The organism is Methylomicrobium lacus LW14 (genome assembly GCF_000527095.1).
In the GTDB taxonomy this organism is placed as follows: Bacteria; Pseudomonadota; Gammaproteobacteria; order Methylococcales; family Methylomonadaceae; genus Methylomicrobium; species Methylomicrobium lacus.
The window spans coordinates 2,362,280-2,381,431 of sequence record NZ_AZUN01000001.1 but is presented as its reverse complement, the minus strand read 5'-3'; the positions used below and the strand labels follow the sequence as shown (position 1 = coordinate 2,381,431).

General features: G+C 56.1%; 21 protein-coding genes. 10 read left to right on the top strand and 11 right to left on the bottom strand.

Features of this window, described 5'->3' with window-relative positions:
* Positions 1-11 precede the first annotated feature (11 nt).
* Complete coding sequence (phoU, locus tag METLA_RS0110780) at positions 12-728, top strand: phosphate signaling complex protein PhoU (protein ID WP_024298569.1); 717 nt, start codon at positions 12-14, stop codon at positions 726-728.
* Positions 729-822: 94 nt separating this feature from the next.
* On the opposite strand, the gene METLA_RS0110775 is transcribed toward phoU, so the two are convergent.
* Positions 823-1,665, bottom strand: a complete 843-nt coding sequence (locus METLA_RS0110775; protein ID WP_024298568.1) for an outer membrane protein assembly factor BamD — start codon at positions 1,663-1,665, stop codon at positions 823-825.
* A gap of 239 nt (positions 1,666-1,904) precedes the next feature.
* Here METLA_RS0110775 and rluD point away from each other — a divergent pair, with 239 nt between their 5' ends.
* Genes rluD through METLA_RS0110760 form a run of 3 tightly spaced genes read left to right on the top strand, consistent with a single transcriptional unit; the run spans position 1,905 to position 4,405 of the window.
* The gene (gene rluD, locus METLA_RS0110770) at positions 1,905-2,849 is read left to right on the top strand and encodes a 23S rRNA pseudouridine(1911/1915/1917) synthase RluD (protein ID WP_024298567.1); all 945 of its coding nucleotides are present in this window, start codon (positions 1,905-1,907) and stop codon (positions 2,847-2,849) included.
* Positions 2,836-3,570 (top strand): peptidoglycan editing factor PgeF, encoded by a 735-nt coding sequence (gene pgeF / locus METLA_RS0110765; RefSeq protein ID WP_024298566.1) that lies wholly within the window; start codon positions 2,836-2,838, stop codon positions 3,568-3,570. The genes rluD and pgeF overlap by 14 nt, the downstream gene beginning before the upstream one ends.
* Before the next feature lie 4 nt (positions 3,571-3,574).
* On the top strand, positions 3,575-4,405 hold the full coding sequence (locus METLA_RS0110760) for a ZIP family metal transporter (RefSeq protein WP_024298565.1): 831 nt from the start codon (positions 3,575-3,577) through the stop codon (positions 4,403-4,405).
* Between the two features lie 50 nt (positions 4,406-4,455).
* Here the strand turns inward: METLA_RS0110760 and METLA_RS0110755 are convergent, their stop codons facing one another.
* A complete protein-coding gene (locus METLA_RS0110755) occupies positions 4,456-6,090 on the bottom strand; it encodes an alpha-D-glucose phosphate-specific phosphoglucomutase (RefSeq protein ID WP_024298564.1) in 1,635 nt (544 codons plus the stop codon).
* A gap of 71 nt (positions 6,091-6,161) precedes the next feature.
* Here METLA_RS0110755 and METLA_RS0110750 point away from each other — a divergent pair, with 71 nt between their 5' ends.
* A complete protein-coding gene (locus METLA_RS0110750) occupies positions 6,162-6,704 on the top strand; it encodes a L,D-transpeptidase family protein (RefSeq protein WP_024298563.1) in 543 nt (180 codons plus the stop codon).
* 85 nt (positions 6,705-6,789) lie between these two features.
* The gene (locus METLA_RS0110745; protein WP_024298562.1) at positions 6,790-7,068 is read left to right on the top strand and encodes an Lpp/OprI family alanine-zipper lipoprotein; all 279 of its coding nucleotides are present in this window, start codon (positions 6,790-6,792) and stop codon (positions 7,066-7,068) included.
* 115 nt (positions 7,069-7,183) lie between these two features.
* Here METLA_RS0110745 and rdgC read toward each other — a convergent pair whose 3' ends face one another.
* Entirely contained in the window at positions 7,184-8,092 is a 909-nt protein-coding gene (gene rdgC, locus METLA_RS0110735; RefSeq protein WP_024298561.1) for a recombination-associated protein RdgC, read from the bottom strand.
* A gap of 91 nt (positions 8,093-8,183) precedes the next feature.
* Here rdgC and METLA_RS0110730 point away from each other — a divergent pair, with 91 nt between their 5' ends.
* Both METLA_RS0110730 and yjgA read left to right on the top strand, forming a co-directional pair.
* Positions 8,184-8,714 carry a DNA-deoxyinosine glycosylase gene (locus tag METLA_RS0110730; RefSeq protein WP_024298560.1) on the top strand — a complete coding sequence of 177 codons (531 nt, stop codon included), beginning with the start codon at positions 8,184-8,186 and terminating at the stop codon, positions 8,712-8,714.
* A 33-nt stretch (positions 8,715-8,747) separates the two neighbouring features.
* Positions 8,748-9,359, top strand: coding sequence for a ribosome biogenesis factor YjgA (gene yjgA, locus METLA_RS0110725; RefSeq protein ID WP_024298559.1), 612 nt, complete (start codon positions 8,748-8,750; stop codon positions 9,357-9,359).
* Between the two features lie 88 nt (positions 9,360-9,447).
* Here the strand turns inward: yjgA and METLA_RS0110720 are convergent, their stop codons facing one another.
* The 7 genes from METLA_RS0110720 to lptM form a co-directional block, all read right to left on the bottom strand.
* A complete protein-coding gene (locus METLA_RS0110720; protein ID WP_024298558.1) occupies positions 9,448-9,747 on the bottom strand; it encodes a DUF4389 domain-containing protein in 300 nt (99 codons plus the stop codon).
* Positions 9,748-9,751: 4 nt separating this feature from the next.
* Complete coding sequence (locus METLA_RS0110715; protein ID WP_024298557.1) at positions 9,752-10,783, bottom strand: DUF2333 family protein; 1,032 nt, start codon at positions 10,781-10,783, stop codon at positions 9,752-9,754.
* Between the two features lie 104 nt (positions 10,784-10,887).
* Positions 10,888-11,799 carry a tyrosine recombinase XerC gene (gene xerC, locus METLA_RS0110710; RefSeq protein ID WP_024298556.1) on the bottom strand — a complete coding sequence of 304 codons (912 nt, stop codon included), beginning with the start codon at positions 11,797-11,799 and terminating at the stop codon, positions 10,888-10,890.
* Positions 11,792-12,484 carry a DUF484 family protein gene (locus tag METLA_RS0110705; protein WP_024298555.1) on the bottom strand — a complete coding sequence of 231 codons (693 nt, stop codon included), beginning with the start codon at positions 12,482-12,484 and terminating at the stop codon, positions 11,792-11,794. Before METLA_RS0110705 ends, xerC begins: the two co-directional genes overlap by 8 nt.
* The gene (dapF, locus tag METLA_RS0110700; RefSeq protein ID WP_024298554.1) at positions 12,481-13,308 is read right to left on the bottom strand and encodes a diaminopimelate epimerase; all 828 of its coding nucleotides are present in this window, start codon (positions 13,306-13,308) and stop codon (positions 12,481-12,483) included. Before dapF ends, METLA_RS0110705 begins: the two co-directional genes overlap by 4 nt.
* Positions 13,309-13,361: 53 nt before the next feature.
* On the bottom strand, positions 13,362-14,609 hold the full coding sequence (gene lysA / locus METLA_RS0110695) for a diaminopimelate decarboxylase (protein WP_024298553.1): 1,248 nt from the start codon (positions 14,607-14,609) through the stop codon (positions 13,362-13,364).
* Positions 14,610-14,611: 2 nt separating this feature from the next.
* Entirely contained in the window at positions 14,612-14,860 is a 249-nt protein-coding gene (gene lptM, locus METLA_RS23970) for an LPS translocon maturation chaperone LptM (protein ID WP_024298552.1), read from the bottom strand.
* A 343-nt stretch (positions 14,861-15,203) separates the two neighbouring features.
* Here lptM and METLA_RS0110680 point away from each other — a divergent pair, with 343 nt between their 5' ends.
* Positions 15,204-16,007 carry a sulfite exporter TauE/SafE family protein gene (locus METLA_RS0110680; RefSeq protein WP_029646596.1) on the top strand — a complete coding sequence of 268 codons (804 nt, stop codon included), beginning with the start codon at positions 15,204-15,206 and terminating at the stop codon, positions 16,005-16,007.
* Between the two features lie 226 nt (positions 16,008-16,233).
* Positions 16,234-18,810, top strand: a complete 2,577-nt coding sequence (locus METLA_RS0110675; RefSeq protein WP_024298550.1) for an ATP-binding protein — start codon at positions 16,234-16,236, stop codon at positions 18,808-18,810.
* Between the two features lie 14 nt (positions 18,811-18,824).
* On the opposite strand, the gene METLA_RS0110670 is transcribed toward METLA_RS0110675, so the two are convergent.
* On the bottom strand, positions 18,825-19,148 hold the full coding sequence (locus tag METLA_RS0110670) for a HesB/IscA family protein (protein ID WP_024298549.1): 324 nt from the start codon (positions 19,146-19,148) through the stop codon (positions 18,825-18,827).
* Positions 19,149-19,152: the final 4 nt, after the last annotated feature.

Sequence of the window (19,152 nt, the reverse complement as noted above, 5' to 3'; positions counted from 1 at the left end):
AGGAGGGGACAATGGACAGCAATAAAATCGGGCATCATATCTCCGGGCAGTTCAACAAAGAACTCGAAGACATCCGCAACAAAGTGCTGACGATGGGCGGTTTGGTCGAGCAGCAAGTGGAACTCGCGATGCAGGCCTTTTCGACGGGCGACATCGAAATGGCCGAATTGGTGATCAAACAGGACAATCAGGTCGATGCGTTGGAGGTCGAGATCGACCGCGAATGCACACAGATTCTGGCGCTCAGACAGCCGGCCGCGTTCGATCTGCGCTTACTCCTGACCGTGATCAAGGTGATCAACGAGCTCGAAATCGTCGGCGACCTGGCCGAGCGCATCTCGAAATTGGCAATTCAGTCGGCCGACAGCGACGGCAAGATCGATCAGTATTATGAAATCCAGCATATGTCGAATCTGGTCAAAGACATGCTGCACCGCTCGCTCGACGCGTTTGCGCGGATGAGCATCGAGGAAGTGCCGGCGATTACCCACCTGGATGACAATGTCGATCGCGAATATGCGAGCATCATCCGCCAGTTAATCACGCACATGATGGAGGACCCGCGCAACATCACCCGCACGATCAACGTGCTGTGGACTGTGCGCGCGATGGAGCGGATAGGCGATCATGCCTGTTACATCTGCGAGCATTTGATCTATATGGTCAAAGGCGAAGCGGTGCGGCATTTGAGCCGGGAAGAGTTGGAGAAGAAGGTCAAGGGCGGCTGATTTTGCCGCTCTTTGTGGGTGAGTGTCTGCGCTCCCTGCATTGAATCAAATGACGGCGGCGCAGCGGGCGCCGCCGCGGTAACGCCAATTCCCGCTATTTTTCCAAGCCGATAAAATCCCAGACCTTGTGCGAAAAAGTCGCATTCTTGTGCTCGGGAACCGGCGGGCCGTCCGGGTAATTTTGCCGGTAAATCCGGTCGATATTGCTGGCTTGATCCGGCATCTCCAGTTTTTCGTAGGCTTCCTTCAAGACTTCCAAAGCAAACGGCACCGCCGGCGTCCGCTGGTATTTTTCGATTACTTCCGATGCCCGGTTTACGGCGGCGACATAAGCCTTGCGTTTCATGTAATAGCGGGCGACATGCACTTCATGCATCGCCAGGTTGTTCTTCAGCGCGATCATCCGCTGTTTGGAATCCGGTACATATTTGCTGTTCGGGAAGCGCTTGACCAGTTCCGAAAAATTTTCATAGGCTTCCTTGGCCGTGCTGGTATCGCGTTGCGAGGTGTCGGTCGGCAGGAAGCGGTCCACAAAGCCGAAGCCGCGGTTGTAATTGACCAGCCCTTTCAGATAATAGGCATAATCGACGCTCGGATTACGCGGGTTGATCTTGATGAAGCGGTCGGCGGCCGCGAGCGCGGCGTCGGGGTCGTTACTCTTATAATAGGCATAGGCCACGTCGAGCTGGGTTTGCGCGGAAGTTTCGCCAAACGGATAGCGAGCCTCCAGCGCTTCGTATAGCTTGGCCGCCTTTTCGTAATTGCCGGCATCGACGGCGGTTTGCGCCTCCTTGCGGAATTTTTCGAGATTCCAGTCTTTGTATTCGTCTTCGGTCTCGGAATCCTTGCTGAACGAGAAATTTTTCAGCGATTCGCAGCCGGTCAGCGACAGGCCCAGCCAGCAAATAAATAAACTTTTTAACAAAATTAATCGCATAGTGCTATCGATGTAGTAAGATGAGCAGTTTTCTTGCCGGTTTAGGGCTCTCGTGCTTGATCTCTTCCCCCTTTGCGGGAGACGGTTAGGATGAGGGTGTTTAAACTCAACGATGTATTTAACCTGACTGCTCTCCAAAGCGAGAGAAGCAGGCGAGTTTTAGAACGGATATTAAGCTGTCAAAACCGGTTTAATTGAACGAGTATAACTTAACGCAGAGCGAATCAGAAGAGCTTGTGATGGAAAGATTGACGGCCGTGGTGCCGTATGAATTGGCGGGCATGCGCCTGGATCAGGTATTGGCGGAAGTATTTGCCGATTATTCAAGAACCCGTTTGCAAACCTGGGTCAAGTCGGGCCGGGTCACGGTGAACGGCCGAGTATTGAAGGCGAGGGAGAAGCTGGACGGAGGTGAAGAGATTACGCTGGAGGCGGAAGAAGAGGTCGTGGTCGAGTCCGAACCGCAAGACATCCCGCTGGATATCGTCTATGAAGACGACAGCCTGTTGATAGTCAACAAGCCGGCCGGTCTGGTCGTGCATCCTGCGGTCGGCAACTGGGACGGCACCTTGCTGAATGCCTTGCTGCATCATGAGCCGCATCTCGAAACCTTGCCGCGCGCGGGCATCGTGCACCGAATCGACAAGGAAACCAGCGGCCTTTTGATGATCGCGAAGACCTTGCAGGCGCATAACAGCCTGACGCAGCAGTTGCAGGAGCGCGAGATTACCCGCGAATATCTCGCGATCGCGCGCGGCTGGATGACGGCCGGCGGCACGATCGATGAGCCGATCGGTCGGCATCCGACCGACCGCAAGCGCTATGCGGTCAGGCAAGCAGGCAAGCATGCGGTCACGCATTACCGGGTGCTCAAGCGTTTTGCGCAGCATACCTTCATGCAGGTGATGCTCGAAACCGGGCGCACGCATCAGATCCGGGTGCACATGGCGCATATCCGCTATCCGCTGCTCGGTGATCCGGTCTACGGCGGCCGTTTCCAAATGCCGCCGAACTGCGGCGAACGGCTCGAAGCCGAATTGCGCAATTTCAAGCGCCAGGCGCTGCATGCGGCGAAACTAGGACTGCTGCATCCTGTCACCGAGGAGTATCTGGAATGGGAGCAGCCTTTGCCGGAAGACATGCAGCGTTTGCTGGAGGCCCTGGAAGACAATGAGCGGCGCTGAGCCTTTTCTGTTTCCCGATTGGCCTGCGCCGGCCGGCGTGCATGCGGCGATGACGCTCAGGACCGGCGGCGTCAGCGCCGGGCCTTATAAGAGCCTGAATCCCGCGCTGCATGTCGGCGACGATGTTGACGCGGTGATGCGCAACCGCAAGTTTATCCGCGAAAGTCTGGCGCTGCCGTCCGAGCCGGTCTGGCTGGAGCAGATTCACAGCAATCAGGCCGTGAAGGCGGCTGCTGCTTTGATGCCGCCGCAGGCCGATGCAAGTTATGCCGACGCGCCGGGCGTGGTCTGTGTGGTGATGACCGCCGATTGTCTGCCGCTTCTGTTGTGTTCGGCCGACGGCCGCCGTGTCGCGGCGATCCATGCCGGCTGGCGCGGTTTGTTGGCCGGGGTGATCGGCAATACGGTGGCGGCTATGGAGGGGGCGGAGTTGCTGGTCTGGCTGGGTCCTGCGATCGGCCCCGGCGCTTTCGAAGTCGGGGCGGAGGTGCGCGCCGCCTTCGTGCAAAAATCACCGGCATTCGGCGAGGCCTTCAGGCCGCAAGCGGACGCTAAATGGCTGGCCGATATTTATCGGCTGGCGCGCATCGAACTGAATGCGCTGGGCGTGACGAACATCTACGGCGGCCGCTTTTGCACAGTCACCGATGCGGACCGGTTTTATTCCTATCGTCGGGACACGGTTACCGGACGCATGGCGACATTGATCTGGAGAGATTAAACGCGTGAATCTATTGTTGTTGATCATCATCTTTACGACCCTCGGCGGGGTGCTGAGTGTACTCGCGGCCGGGCTGTTTCTGCTGCTGCCGGACCAGAAGAGAAGTCACGTGCTGCCGCATGGCATCAGTTTTGCGATCGGCGCGTTGTTGGCGGTTGCGTTTTGGGGCTTGATCCCGCACGCTTTCGAGGAAGTCAAGCCGGAGCAGTTCCGCGGTTTGTCCGCGACGATCCTGGCCGGGATTCTGAGCTTTTTCGTGCTCGAAAAACTGCTGATCTGGCGGCATTGTCATTTCAATACCTGCGAGGCGCATGGCGAGGAGCCGCATGCACACGAGCACGGCCATCACGCGCACAGCCATGGGCCGGAGCATCGGCATTCGGCCGGCGCGTTGATCATTCTGGGCGACAGCATTCATAACTTTGTCGACGGCATCCTGATCGCCGCCGCCTTTCTGACCGACCCGAAACTCGGCATCGTGACCAGCCTGGCGGTCGCGGCGCACGAAATCCCGCAGGAAGTCGGGGATTTCGCGATTCTGCTGGAAAGCGGCTACGGCAGGGCCAAGGCGCTGTTCTATAACATCCTATCCAGCCTGGCGACGGTGTTGGGCGGCGTGCTGGCTTATTTCAGCCTGGAGGATTTGCATCATATGCTGCCTTATATCCTGGCGCTGGCCGCGTCGAGCTTCATCTATGTCGCGGTGGCCGATTTGATTCCGACCTTGCACAAAAAGACCGAATTGAAGGCTTCGCTGGAGCAGATCGCACTGATCGCGGCCGGCGTGCTGTTGATTTGCGTGATGCACGGCTTCGCGCACAGTTTTGAAGTGTGAGCGCCAGGCGAAAGCGTTGAACTTTCGCCTTATGCCCTTAGTCCCCCTTGTTAGGTGATCACATCCGGTGACGTTCTGCCGGTGCGCTTTTTGACTTCGCAAAGTCGTTCGGCCAGCGCAATCAGTTCGGCCAGGGCGTCCTGGGCGTCCTGAGCGTGCTTCGACGCGTCCGCTTCGAATTTTTCCAGATAGATTCTGAGCGTCGCGCCGACCGTGCCGGTACCGGACAGGCGGAATACGATCCGCGAACCGTCGGTGAAGCCGATGCGGATGCCCTGGTTTTTGCTGACGCTGCCGTCGACCGGGTCGGTGTAGCCGAATTCATCGGCGAATTTGACCGTAAAGGCGCCTAAGGTCTGGCCGGGCAGGGACGGCAGTTGCTGGCGTAAATGCTCGACGATGCCGTTCGCGATGCCGGTTTCGACCGCTTCATAATCATGCCGGCAATAAATGTCGCGGCCGAATTTTTGCCAATGTTCGTGCACGATGTCCGCGACCGACTGGCGTTTGCGGGCGATCAGGTTCAGCCAGAACAAGACGGCCCATAAGCCGTCTTTTTCGCGGACATGATCGGAGCCGGTACCGAAGCTTTCCTCGCCGCAGAGCGTGATTTTGCCGGCATCGAGCAGGTTGCCGAAAAATTTCCAGCCGGTCGGCGTTTCAAAGCAGGGCAGGTTGTAGGCCGCCGCGACCCGGTCGACCGCCTGGCTGGTCGGCATCGAGCGCGCGACGCCGCTGAGTCCCTTGGCATAGGCCGGGATCGCCTGCGCGTTCGCGGCCATGATGGCGAGGCTGTCGCTGGGAGTGACAAAAATATTGCTGCCGGTGATCATGTTGCGGTCGCCGTCGCCGTCCGAGGCCGCGCCGAAGGTCGGCGCATTTGGGCTGAACATCAGTTCGGCCAATTCATGCGCGTGCGCGAGATTCGGATCGGGATGATGGCCGCCGAAATCTTCCAGGGGCACCGCATTGATCACCGAATCGGCAGGCGCGCCGAGCATGTCGACTAAGATGCGTTTGGCGTAAGGTCCGGTGATCGCATGCATCGCATCGAAACACAGCGTGATATAGCCGGAGCCGATGCTTTGTTTCAGCAGGTTGAAATCGAAGATCGACTGCATCAGTTCGGCATAATCGCTGACCGGATCGATGATCGTGATTTTGATGCCGTCGATTTGAAAACTGCCGAGCGTATCGAGATCGACGTCGGCCATCTCGGCGATTTTATAGCTGTCGATCGTCAGGCTGCGTTGGTAAAATGCGTTAGTGTACTTTTCGGGGGCCGGGCCGCCGTTGCTGACGTTGTATTTGATGCCGAAATCGTCGTCGGGTCCGCCCGGGTTGTGGCTGGCCGATAGCACCAATCCGCCGTAAGCCTCGTATTTGCGAATGATGTGGGAGGCGGCCGGAGTGGACAGTAATCCGCCTTGGCCTATAATGAGTTCGGCAAAGCCGTTGGCGGCCGCCATTTTGATGATCGTCTGAATGGCTTGTCGGTTAAAATAGCGGCCGTCGCCGCCAAGCACCAAGGTTTTGCCATTGATTTCCTCGAGAGAGTCGAAAATTGACTGGACAAAATTTTCGAGGTAACCTTGCTCTTGGAATACTCTAACTTTTTTTCTGAGTCCTGATGTGCCGGGATTTTGATCGTTGTAGGGTTGAGTTGTTATTGTATTTATCTGCATAATGAATCCTAAGTGCGACGATTGACCGTAGGAGTTAAAATACACCAAAACTGCTGCCGAGTGTAGAGAGTATGTTACGAATTTGTTTACTGTTGTTTTGTGGTTTGTTGGCGGGCATCGCGGTTGCCGATGACGGTATGTGGCTGTTGATCGATACGACCGCGCTGAGGATTGAGGTTAAAAAAGGCGAGCAGACCGTGGACACGATCCCGGATATCGCGATTGGTCGGGGCGGCGCCGGGTACAAGACTCACCGTGGCGACGACATCACGCCCTACGGCGATTACCGGATCGGCTGGGTCGGTGAAAGAAGCAATTTTCGCCGGTTTTTCGGGCTGACTTATCCTAATGCCCAGGATGCGCGCACGGCCTTGATCAAAGGCCTCATCAGTAAAGGCACTTACGAGCGGATCGTGGCAGCGAGCGAGAATCATCAGATTCCGCCGCAAAACACGCCTTTGGGCGGGCAAATCGGCATCCACGGTCTCGGGGCGGCGGATGAAAAAATCCATCGCAGCATGAATTGGACCCATGGCTGTATCGCCATGACCAATACTCAGATCGACCATCTAAGCCGGTATGTGGAGCCGGGAATGGTGGTAAAGATAAAATAAGTTAGCATTCGATTAAAATATTGTGGTATGATATTCTTGGTTAATTTGTTTTTGTAGTCGTAACTTTTTTATAAGGAAAAAGAAAATGAAAAAGCTTGTTAAATTATCAATGATTGCATTGGCTGCCAGCTTGATTGTAGGTTGCGCCACTAGCGGTGACATCGAAAATCTGCAAGGCCAAATCGATGGTTTGAAGACTGACGTTGCGAAAGCTTCTTCTGATGCTTCCAGCGCACTGGCTGCTGCTAACGACGCATCTTCTCGCGCCGCTGCTGCTGAAGCGGCTGCTAACCGCGCTGCTGATGCTGCTCAAGCAACCAACGACAAATTGGACAGACTGTTCCACAAAACCATGTTGAAATAAGTCTTACGACTTAAATCACATAAAAAAAGCCCGGCGGCGTATGCTCCGGGCTTTTTTTGTGTCTGCCGTTTTTGGAAGAAACGCCCGAACCCCAAAGGCCGGGCGTGTTGTTCATTCAAGACCGGTTTTCGCCGCCAAACCAGGCGGTCAGGCGCGGCAGCAATTCGGCCAGTTCCAGCGTCATGATCGTAAAGTCCGCGTCGAAACGTTCGGCGGCGCTGCCGGCGTCGATGTCGGCGGCCTGATCCTGCACCATGTCGAGAAAACGCAGGCGCTTCAGCGCCAGGTGTTCGTCCAGTACAAAGGCAATGCGTCCGGCCCAGTTTACGGCCAGTTTGATCGCCTGCTTGCCGGTATCGAGATGGTTTTTGATTTCCGGCACGGTCAGGTCATGTTTTTTACAACGGATGATGCCGCCTTCTTCTTCCAGCGAGCGCAGTTCGCATTCATCCTCGATCGTCAGATCGTCCGGCGCCTGCTGGGTCAGCAACCATTGGGTCATGTTCACGCTCGGTTTGTCGATCGTATTCAGCGGCACCGCGGGCAGCGAGCCGAGGCATTTGCGCAGGTTGCTGAGCAAGTCTTCGGCGCTTTTGGCGGATGCCGAGTCGACCAGCAGCCAGCCGCCTTTGGGGTCGATATAGGCATAGGTTTTGCGCGAAAATCTAAATGCCTTGGGCAGCAGTTCGAACATCAGTTCGTCTTTTAGGGTGGTGCGTTCTTTTTTGGCGAGTTTGCGCGCTTCGCGCTCCTCGATCTCGCCGATTTTTTCCTGCAGCATTTCATTAACCACGGCCGTAGGCAGCACTTTTTCTTCCTTTTTTCCGCACAGCATCATAAAGCCGTTGGCGGCGTGCACCAGTTGGTCGGACGCTTTGCCGATCGGCTGCGTCCAGCCGAAACTGAATTCTTCATGAGGCCCGCAGGGGCGGAAGAGAAGCGCTTGCAGTTTTTGCTCCAGTTCGCTGGGTGTCAAGGTGAACGCTTCGGTCAGGCGAAAAATAGTCAGATTCTTGAACCACATGATTTGGGGGGTATCCTATAATTACAATGAGCCGGATATTATCGCAAATTTGCCTGGCTCTCTTGTGAGTAATTTATAGAGGAAAAAGAGGATGCAGGAGATAAGCGGATTTGACCCGATTGCCGCTCCGGATGCGCGGGTGTTGATTCTGGGCTCGATGCCCAGCAAAGTGTCGAAGGCCAGGGAACAGTATTATGGCCACAGTAAAAATGCGTTCTGGGCGATCATGGGGCAGTTGTTCGGCGCGGAACTCGAATTGTGTTACGGGCTGCGCAAAGGCATTCTGATGACGCATCGCGTGGCGCTCTGGGATGTGTTGAAAACCTGCCAAAGGCTCGGTAGCCTGGATGCGGATATTGAGCTCGATTCGATCATCGTCAATGATTTCAGCGATTTTTTCAGGCGCCACGACCAGATTCGACATGTATTTTTCAACGGCATGACGGCGGAAAAAATTTACCGTAAATATATATTGCCGACATTGCCGGAACGATTCGGCTATCTGGTGTATCATAGGCTGCCATCGACCAGTCCGACCAATGCGGCCCTCAGCCTGCCCCAAAAAATGGAGGCCTGGCAGGAGATCAAGCACTATTTGGCGGAGGAGCTGGCGGAGGGTTAACCCAGTTGAATCACAGGAATAAAGCGTTTTAAGATGATTGAAGAAGATTACGACGGCTCTGATGAGGACGTCGAATATTACGCGGTACGGCCGAACAAGACCCAAATAAAAAAGGACATCGCTGCGTTATTTGTATTGGGCGAGGAAATGTCGAATCTGTCGCCCGACCAGTTAAATACCCTGATGCTGCCGGAAAAGATTTTGCAAGCGGTCAGGGAAGTTTCCGGCATGCCGCATAAAGGCGCGCGCAAGCGGCTGTTGAAATATATCGCAGGTCAGCTGCATCTGATCGATGCCTCTCCTATAATCGAAAAACTGGAGCGGATCAAGAACAAAAGCGTGCATGCGGTCAGGGAGCATCATCTTGCCGAACAATGGCGCGACCGCCTGATCGCCGAGGGCAATGAGGCGCTGACCGAATTGCTGGACGATCACCCGGAGGCCGACAGCCAGCAATTGCGGCAGTTGATCCGCAATGCGCAAAAGGAAATCGCGGCCGCGAAGCCGCCCAAGTCGGCGCGGATGTTATACCGTTATGTGAAGGAGTTGCTGTTGGACGAGGGGTTGACGCAGGCGGAGGAAGTCTCGGCAGCCGGCGAAGATGAAGACGAAGAAGAGTACTGGGAAGATCAGGACGGTCTTTAGCGTCATGCCCTCCCGGTTTTGATGAGACCGGGAGAGCAAGCAGGGGATGGGGAAGAATGCCTCCATCCATTGGTTTTTTAAACGGAAGTTATTTCTCGGGCAGCTTCAATTCCGCGGTCTGATTCCAGTCCGAAAACGGGAAGGGCAGGGCTTCGGTATTGAAAGTCATGAATAATAGGATGTGGTAAGTATAAACCGACAGGCTGCGGCCAAGATTCAGGATATTCTTGTTCGCCTTGCCGGTCAGCAGGGTCGATGCGACCTGCAGCAGGATCACCGCCCACAGCAGCATTCTGACCAAGCCGCCGATCGCGGCAAAAATCAGCATGAAGAAGATCCTTTTCCAGGTATCGATGTTGGTCAAATTGTAGTTGATTTGTTCATCCATTCTTTTAACCTCGGTTCATGATGTCGCGCAAGTCCAATGCGGAGGCATTCGCGCGGGCGATATACGTCGCCATCGTCAAAGAGTAGTTGGCGAACAGGCCGTAACCGCTGCCGTTTAGAATCATCGGGCTCAGGATCGGCGCCATCGCGTTTTCGAGCGATTTGATCATGATGTCGACCGTGTTCATCGCGCGCTTGTCGAGCAGAATGTCATGGAAATCGGATTTGACCGCTTTCAGGATATGCAGCAGCGCCCAACTCGATCCGCGCGCTTCATAGAAAACGTCATCGATTTCCAGCCAAGGGGTTTCCGGCAGCGACCCGGCTTTGGGGTTGCGGGAAGTGACGTCGGTTTCGGGGGCTACCACGGCGAACGCCGGGCTGATATCTGCACCCGCGGTGCTGGCGCTGAGCCGGGTCGAAAGGTTGCCCAGGCGTTTGATCACCACTTCGGAATATTGCCACAAGTTGTCGGCACGCGCATAAAACTGCCCGCGCTTCACTTTACCGTCCCATTTTTGCAGGCGCGACATGTAGTTGTGCAGCGCATCCACGCCCTTTTGGTATTCAGCTTCGGTCGACGGCAGCGCCCAGGAATCATTTTCGTAATAAAAATAAGGCTCGGCGATTTTGAGGTCGGGGTCTTCGTCGGATTGCGACTGGTCTCGCGAAAAGTGGTTTCTGAGTGCCGACACCGCATCGCGCAGCATCACCAAGGCGCCGTATTCGAAATTCGAAACGTTGTCAAGAAACAAACCGGGAGGCGCCACGTCGTTGGTGATATAGCCGCCGGATTTATGCAGCAGGACTTCCGAGATATGGGCCAGCGTGTTGGTATAGGTATAGCCCAACGGAATATCGGTGGTATTGGTCAGTTTGGCGCGTTCCATCGCCTCTTCCTGGACACTGAACTGATCCGGTTCGGTTCCCCACCAGGCACCCAAAATGAAAACGATGACGAGCGCGGCAAGCACCAGCATGCCAAAGCCCCAGAGTACTCCTCTCGATTTACTATCTTCTAATTCGTTTGCCGCCATTTCTGGAATCCTGATTGAATTGTCTTTACTGCAGACAACAGATTGCTTTGGGTGAAAAAAGAACTTGCATGGTAGCAGATTTTGGATTTTTTTTCCGCCTGCAATTAGGGGGCGGGTGTTTTTTTTGCCCGCGGATGCGTCTGGTCATAAATCTCGGCAAGATGCTGAAAATCCAGATGGGTATAGATTTGCGTGGTGCCGATATTGCTGTGGCCGAGCAACTCCTGCACCGCGCGCAGGTCGTGGCTCGATTCGAGCAAGTGGCTCGCGAACGAATGCCTTAGCATGTGCGGATGAATGGGTTCGGCAATCCCTTTCGCGACGCGCCAGCGTTCTAGGCGCAGTTGCACGCTGCGCGCGCCGAGCCTAAATCCTTTCACCGAGGTAAATAGCGCCTTTTCCTCGATGTCGGCGGTGTTGTTCCGGATCGGCAGCCAGTTGCGGATCGCGCTGATCGCCTTGCCGCCGATCGGCAGCACACGGTCTTTACCGCCCTTGCCGGATTTGACGATCAGCGACTGATCGTCCAGATCGACATCGGTCAGATTCAACGCGACCAACTCACTCAGCCGTAAACCGCTCGAATAGAACAGTTCGAACATTGCCAGATCGCGCAGTTCCAGATCCGAATGCGCGCCGGCTTCCAAAAGTCCTGTCACCTGATCGACATCGAGGGTTTTCGGCAGTTTGCGCGGCTGCTTGGGCGCCTTGACATGCTCGGCGGGATTGATCTGCACCCGACGTTTTTTCAACAGGAACTGATAGAAACTGCGCAGCGCCGACAATTCGCGTTGCAGGCTCTTGCTGCCGAGGCCCTGGCGGTGGCGTGCGGCGATATGCGCGCGGATATGGGGCTGACCGACATCGGACCACTGCTGAAGCGATTTCTCGTCGCAGAAGCCGGCCAGTTGTTCGAGATCGCGCCGGTAACTGCTGACCGTATGCCGGGAGGCGCGTCTTTCGACTTCCAGTTCGCGGAGAAAATCGTCCAGCCATTGCCGGGCGTCGCTATGCATATTTTTTTTGCGACAGCAAAGACAGAAAGCGCGCGCTGATGATTTCGCTCATGTGGGTCAGAAAGAAACTGCCCATGCTGTAATGAAAGCGTTCATTGCTGCGGCTGCCGATCGCGAGAATGCCGCTCATGTCGGCAAATTTCATCGGAATGATCGCGGCGGACTGGACCTCGAGCGCGGCGGCGCCGAACAGGACTTTGGCCTGAGCCAGGGTCGGGCGGCCGCATTTGGGTTGATCGGCAGCGAGGATAGCCAGAAATTGTTCGAGTTCGGCGCTGTCCGGCGCGAGAAACAGGTGCGGCAGGGCCGCATCGGGCTTGCTGGTGATGATGCGGACCGCGATGAAATCGGTCATGAAATAATCGGACAAGACGACTTCGAGGCTCGCGACCGCTTCCTCGAGCGTCGAGGTTTCGAGCAGCGCCAGGGTCAGTTTGTGCATCCGGTCGAACGAGGTATCGTTGCTTTTGGCGATCTCGATCAGCGAGGCGAGCTGCGCTTCGATTTCCTGATTGCGGTTGCGCAGCATTTCGAGCTGTTTCGAAATCAGCGATACGGCAACTCCGCTCGGATGCGGTATGCTCAACTCTTCCAAGAGATCCAGATGATCGTTGAAGAATGCCGGATGGGCGCGTAAATAGTCGGCAACTTGGTTCGAAGTCAAAGTATTTTGCGGATCGCTCATGGATTAATCGTCCCCTCGAAAACGGAAATGGCAGGTCCTGTCATCAGCACCGGTTCGCCGCGGCCCTCCCAATGGATTCTTAACGAACCGCCCGGCAATGTGACTTCAACGCCAGGGTCGACGAGACCGCGTTCGATCGCGATCACCGCCGCCGCGCAGGCGCCGCTGCCGCAGGCCAGGGTTTCGGCCGCGCCGCGTTCATAAACGCGCAATTTGATATGGGTGCGGTCGACGATCTGCATGAAACCGATGTTCGCGCGCGCCGGAAAGACCGGATGCGATTCCAGCAGGCGTCCAGCCTCGGCGACCGGTGCGGCGTCGACATCCGCTACCCGCAGAACCGCATGCGGATTGCCCATCGATACCGCGCCGAAAGTATAAGTTTCGCCGTCGGCCATCACCTGGTAGCTGTCGGCTTCCTGGTCGGCCAGCAACGGAATCTCGGCCGGGTGATGGCGCGGAATGCCCATGTTCACGGTAATCTGGCCGTCGTCGTCGAATTTGAGCAGCAGCTGCCCGGCATCGGTATCGACGCGGACCTCGTCCTTTGAGGACAGGCCTTTGTCGCGCACGAAGCGGGCAAAACAGCGGGCGCCGTTGCCGCACTGGCTGACTTCGCTGCCGTCCGCGTTGAAAATCCGGTATTTGAAATCGGCATTCGCGCTGACCGGCTTTTCGACCAGCAACAGTTGGTCGAAACCGATGCCGAAATGACGGTCGGCCAGCTTCTTGATCGACTCGGGCTCCAGGCGGGGCGCTTGGTGGATCGCGTCAATCACGACAAAGTCATTGCCGAGGCCGTGCATTTTGGTGAAATGAATCATGAGATAAATGGTTGTTCAGAAACTTAATCTTAGACGAATTTAGCAGCGATTTCTTAAGGAAGCAACCGCTCACCCGCCCACAATTGTTCGATCGACTCTCTTGCCCGGATCAAATGGGTTTGGCCGCCGTCGACCAACACTTCCGCCGCGCGCGGCCTGGAGTTGTAATTCGAGCTCATGCTGAAGCCGTAAGCGCCCGATGAGCGGATCGCCAGTAAATCATTTTCATTCAGCTTGAGCGCACGCCCCTTGCCTAAAAAATCGCCGGTTTCGCAGACCGGGCCGACGATGTCCCAGGTTTGCTCGTCGGCTGGGCTTTGCAACTTGACCGGGATGATGTTCTGCCAGGCGCTGTACAGCGACGGGCGCACCAGGTCGTTCATCGCCGCATCGACGATCGCGAAGTTTTTATGGTCGGTCGCTTTCAGGTATTCGACGCGGGTGACCAGAATGCCCGCATTGCCGACGATCGCGCGGCCGGGCTCCAGCAGGATTTCGAAATCGGTCTCGCCAAGGCGATTTAACACGGCCTGAATATAGTCGGCCGGCTCCGGCGGCTGCTCGTCCTTGTAGCGAATGCCGAGGCCGCCGCCGAGATCCAGGTGATGCAGTTCGATGCCCGCGGCCTTCAACGCGGCGACCAGAGCGAGAATGCGGTCCAGCGCATCCAGGAACGGCCGGGTCTCGGTCAGCTGCGAGCCGATATGGCAGTCGATGCCGATGATCTTGATGTTCGGCATCCGGGCGGCGCGCTGGTATTCGCTCAGTGCCTGCTCGAAGGCGATGCCGAATTTGTTTTCTTTCAGTCCGGTCGAAATATAAGGATGGGTGTTCGCATCGACATCCGGATTGACCCGGAACGATACCGGCGCGATCACGCCGAGTTGCCCGGCCAGACGGTTGATGCGGTCGAGCTCGCCGCCGACTTCGATATTGAAGCAGCGGATGCCGATCTTCAGGGCGGCGATGATTTCGTCCTCGCGCTTGCCGACGCCGGAAAACACGATCTTGTCCGGCGCGCCGCCGGCGGCGATGACCCGCTCCAGTTCGCCGATCGAGACGATATCGAAACCGGAGCCGAGACGCGCCAACAGATTCAGCAGGGCGATATTCGAATTGGCCTTGACCGCATAGCAGATCAAGTGCGGCTGCGCGCCGAAAGCGCTGTCGAACGCGCGCCAATGCCGTTCGAGGGTCGCGCGCGAATAGATATAGCATGGCGTGCCGTATTGCTTGACGATTTGCTCGACAGGCAGGTCTTCGGCAAAGAGTTCATCGTTCCGGTAATTGAAATAATCCATCGTTATTGCGTGTTTTCTGTTGGGGATTGATCTTTTTTGGGTTTGGCTTCGGCCGGTTGCGCGGGCTTGGCGTCGATCGGCGGCGGCGCCTGATCGATGTTGCGTTCGGGAATCGGCGCGGGCTGATCGGGATCCGCATCCACCTTGAGGCCCGGCGGCGGATTATCGGGTAGATATAAGGGGCCAGGCTGGCCGCAGCCGGCAAGCCCTAGTGCCGCCAGCAAATAAAGGCAATGGGGGGAAAGCTTCATGGTTGTTGATCAAAGTGAGCCGTCCGATGAGCCGGACAAAACGTACATGATAAGCCTAAACCGGCTCGATTAGAAAGTCGTCGCCGACTTTGGCTTGAAATTGATCCGGCCCCGGATCGCAAAGGAGAAAGCGCCGCTCCGGCTGAAACGGGCCTGCGCAAAAAACTCAGCGCTGTGCACAGGCCTCGGCGGCCTGTCATCGCTTCGTTTGATGGTGCTTCGAAGGCGGCGATAGGGGGGCAATGCACTCACCTTAGGGTAACATATTGTTAAATAAGCAATCATAAACTGGTATAGTGCGCATCTTTTTTCGCAGTTTGATGAGGAGTGTGCTTTGTTCAACATGGCATATATTGTTTCGGGATTTTCGGTCGGTTTGCTGGTCGGCGTGACCGGCGTCGGTGGCGGCTCGCTGATGACGCCATTACTGGTCTTCCTGTTCGGCTTCAAGCCGGCGGTCGCGGTCGGCACCGATCTGTTGTTTGCGGCGATCACCAAGACCGGCGGCGTCTGGGTGCATCACGGCAAGCATAATTCGGTCGAGTGGCACATCGTCGGTTGGTTGGCGCTGGGCAGTTTGCCTTGCGCGCTGGGGACGCTCTATCTGTTGAAGCAATTGCACGAGACCGGCAAGGAAATCAGCGGTGTGATCACTTACTCGCTGGGCATTGCGCTGATTTTGACCGGCTGTGCCTTGCTGGTGCGTAGCGTCTTGATGCATCGGGCGCAAAAAGCCGGCCTGATCGACGACGATCACAGCAACGAAGCCAATGCCGCGCGCTTCCGGCGCTTTCATGCGCCGGCCACCGTGTTGACCGGCATGGTGCTCGGCGTACTGGTCACGCTGTCTTCGGTCGGCGCCGGCGCGTTGGGAACGGTCGCCTTGCTGTTTCTGTATCCGAAGATGACGACCTTGAAAGTGGTCGGCACCGATCTGGCGCATGCGATCCCGTTGACCGCAGTGGCAGGGCTCGGCCATTTGAGCATCGGCAACGTTGATGGAGTATTGCTGGCCAGCTTGCTGGTCGGCTCTTTGCCGGGCATCTGGATCGGCAGCCATTTGAGCGCGAAGATCCCGGAGCGTTTTCTGCGGCCGGTGCTGGCGACCGTGTTACTGCTGATCGGCTTGAAATTTGTGTCGCAGTAAACGCTGGCTCAAACGGCGGCGCAAGGCCCGGGGATCTCGCCAGCTGTGAAAATTAGCCCGAACCGTCCCACGCCTGATGCTTCCTGCCTACCTTCGGGGAGGAAGGGCACATCGCTTGGGCAATCGGCCTGCGCTGATTGGATGGTGCGCTCTCTGATCGTTATGATCGATCGGGGCGGTGATAAAATGATCGCCGGCTGTGTAAACGAGGATTGGCTCGGCAATAATGAACGATTTATTCCTGATGCGTGCGTTGAATTATGTTTTCGTCGTGATCGTTCTGGCGCTCGTCTATTTCGGTTTCGGCATTCTGGGTCAACTGCTGAATGTAACGCTGAGCCATGCCAGCGTCTTGGGGCCTTCCACCGGCATTGCGCTGGCGGCATTGCTGTTGCTGGGCAAGCGCATATGGCCGGGGGTGTTTCTGGGGAGTTTTGCGATCAGCGCTTTTGTCTCGGCGTTCAGCTTCGATACGCCGATGCTCGCCATCCACGCGGCGCACGCGACGGGCGCGACCTTATCGGTGCTGCTGGGTCATGTGCTGATCAAAAAATTTGTCGGCATACCGAATTCATTGATCGAGGATCGCGGCATCCTGCTGTTCATGCTGCTTGGCGGTCCGTTAAGCTGTCTGATCGCGCCAACCGTCGGCATTACCGCGATGTATCAGGCCGGGATGATCGGCGCGACGCAAATAGTCTCACGCGGGTTTTTTTGGTGGATCGGCGACACGATGGGAGTGCTGGTGTTTACGCCGATCATCCTGATTGCCTATGCCGAGCCCAGGGCGGTCTGGGGACAGCGCCGCTATTCGGTCGGTTTGCCGTTGATTGCGACTTTTGCACTGGTGATCATCCTCTATCTCTATGTCCGGCAACAGGAGGAAGAGCAGCATCGCCAGGAGTTCAACGATCAAACGGCGACCTTGTCCCAGGCCATCATCAACCGCCTGCAAGGCGATATGCACTCGATCGATGCGGTACGCAATTTTTTTTACGGTTCCCGCCGCGTAGAGCAAGATGAATTTGTGTTTTTTACCCGGCAAACGCTCAAATTATTTCCTGAAATCAAGTCGAGCAGCTGGATCAGGGTGGCCAAGGGCGGCGGCATCAATCTGGAGTTTACCGCCACACTGAATGAATACCCGGATCGCGATATTTCTGCGCCGCGTTCATGGCTGGCCAATCTCAACAAATTGCTCAAGAGCCGGCAGGTTAATGCGGGAGATGTATTGCAGGTTGTCGAAAACGGCCAGGCTACCGTGTTTTTCCCGGTTTTTACCCCGCAGTCGAATGGCGGCAAGCATATTCTGGGCTTAGTCTCGGCGACTTTTTTGATTGCCGATTTGGTGCATGTCTCTACCCAGGCACTGAAAAATACCGGTTCTTTTCTGTCGATAGCGATCGAAGACGGAGCAAGTGGGCCGTATAACACGATTTATTCGACTCAGCCGGTCGGTTTTTCGCAAGTCAAATCAGTCAGGCAGTATGAGACCGAAGCGGGTGGGCTGCGTTGGTTGTTGTTTTTCTATCAGGACAGGGAAGATTTGCAACTCCATTGGTCGGTTTGGATGGTGCTGATCGGCGGATTGCTGTTTACCAGTCTGTTGGGCGTCGGCCTGCTGATGCTGACCGGGCGTTATTTTCGGACCGAGTCGATCATCAATGATCGAACCGAGCAGTTGCTGAAGGCTAAAATCGCTGCGGAAGCGGCGAACGATTCAAAAAGTCGATTTCTGGCGAATATCAGCCATGAGTTGCGCACGCCGTTGAATGCGATACTGGGCTTTTCGCAGCTGCTGTTGAAGAAGCGCGCGTTTCAAAAAGAAGAATACGAGCAAATCCATACGATCAGGCAATGCAGCAATCATCTGTTGGAGTTGATTACCGGCATTCTGGATATCGCCTCGATCGAATCGAACAAAATCAGAACCGACATCAAGGTCTTCGATAGTCATAAATTATTGCAAAATATTATCGATATTTGCCGATTGAACGCCGAGGCCAAGCGTCTTGAGCTCGATGTGAATACCTTGGCGATCCCGCGGCTGTTATTGGGCGATCAAAAGCGCATCCGCCAGGTCATCGTCAATCTGCTCGATAACGCGATCAAATACACCGAGCACGGCCGGGTGACGCTGACAGCGAATTATGTTGAGGGACATTGGCTTATCACGATCGAGGACACCGGCTGCGGCATTGCCGAGCAGGATCTGGAGTCTATCTTTGCGCCCTTTACGCAACTGAACGAGGGCGAGTTCATTCGGCCCGGTCTGGGGCTGGGCTTGGCGATTACCCGCGAGCTGATCCATATCATGGGCGGCGTGATCAGTGTGAGCAGTGAGCCCGGCATGGGCAGCCGGTTTTCGGTGTCGCTGCCGTTGCCGAGCGCCGAGGATCAGCCAACCCGGCTGGCCGGCAACGGCGGCTGGCAGCCGGCTGACGGGCCGCTGCGGGTGTTGATTGCGGACGACAGCCAGATCAACCTGTTGCTGCTGGCCAATTTGCTGGAGCTGGAAGGTTGCAGCGTCGATTCGGCCGCCAACGGCAGGGAAGCCTTGACGTTGATCGAAAGGCATGATTACAGCCTGGTGCTGGTCGATTTGAACATGCCGGTGATGTCCGGGCTCGAATTATTGACGATCGCCAGAAGCCGGGGCAAGGGACTCAGAATGGTCGCGGTCAGCGCTTACGCGGAGGAAGGCCGGATCAATGATGCGCTGGCGGCCGGTTTCGATGCCTATCTGACCAAGCCGATTCACGATGAAGAGCTGACCGCGTTATTGAATTCGCTGCGCAGTTGATCCGGCCGGGCGTCTTATACGCTAAAGCTTTCCCCGCAGCCGCAGGTGGCCTTCACATTCGGATTGTTGAATTGAAAGGCTTCGTTGATGCCTTCGCGGCGGTAATCCAGTTCCATGCCGTCGATGTAGGGCAAATCGTCCTGTTTGATGATCAACTTGACGCCGTATTCCTCAAAGACCGTTTCGTTGTCCTGAAGCTGATCGGCATAGTCGAGCGCATAAGCGTAGCCGGAGCAGCCCGATTTTCTGATGCCGAGTTTCAGGCCGATGCCCTTGCCGCGTTTTTCGAGCTGTTTCTTGATTTGCCGGGCGGCGCTTTCAGTGAGTGTGACTGACATGATT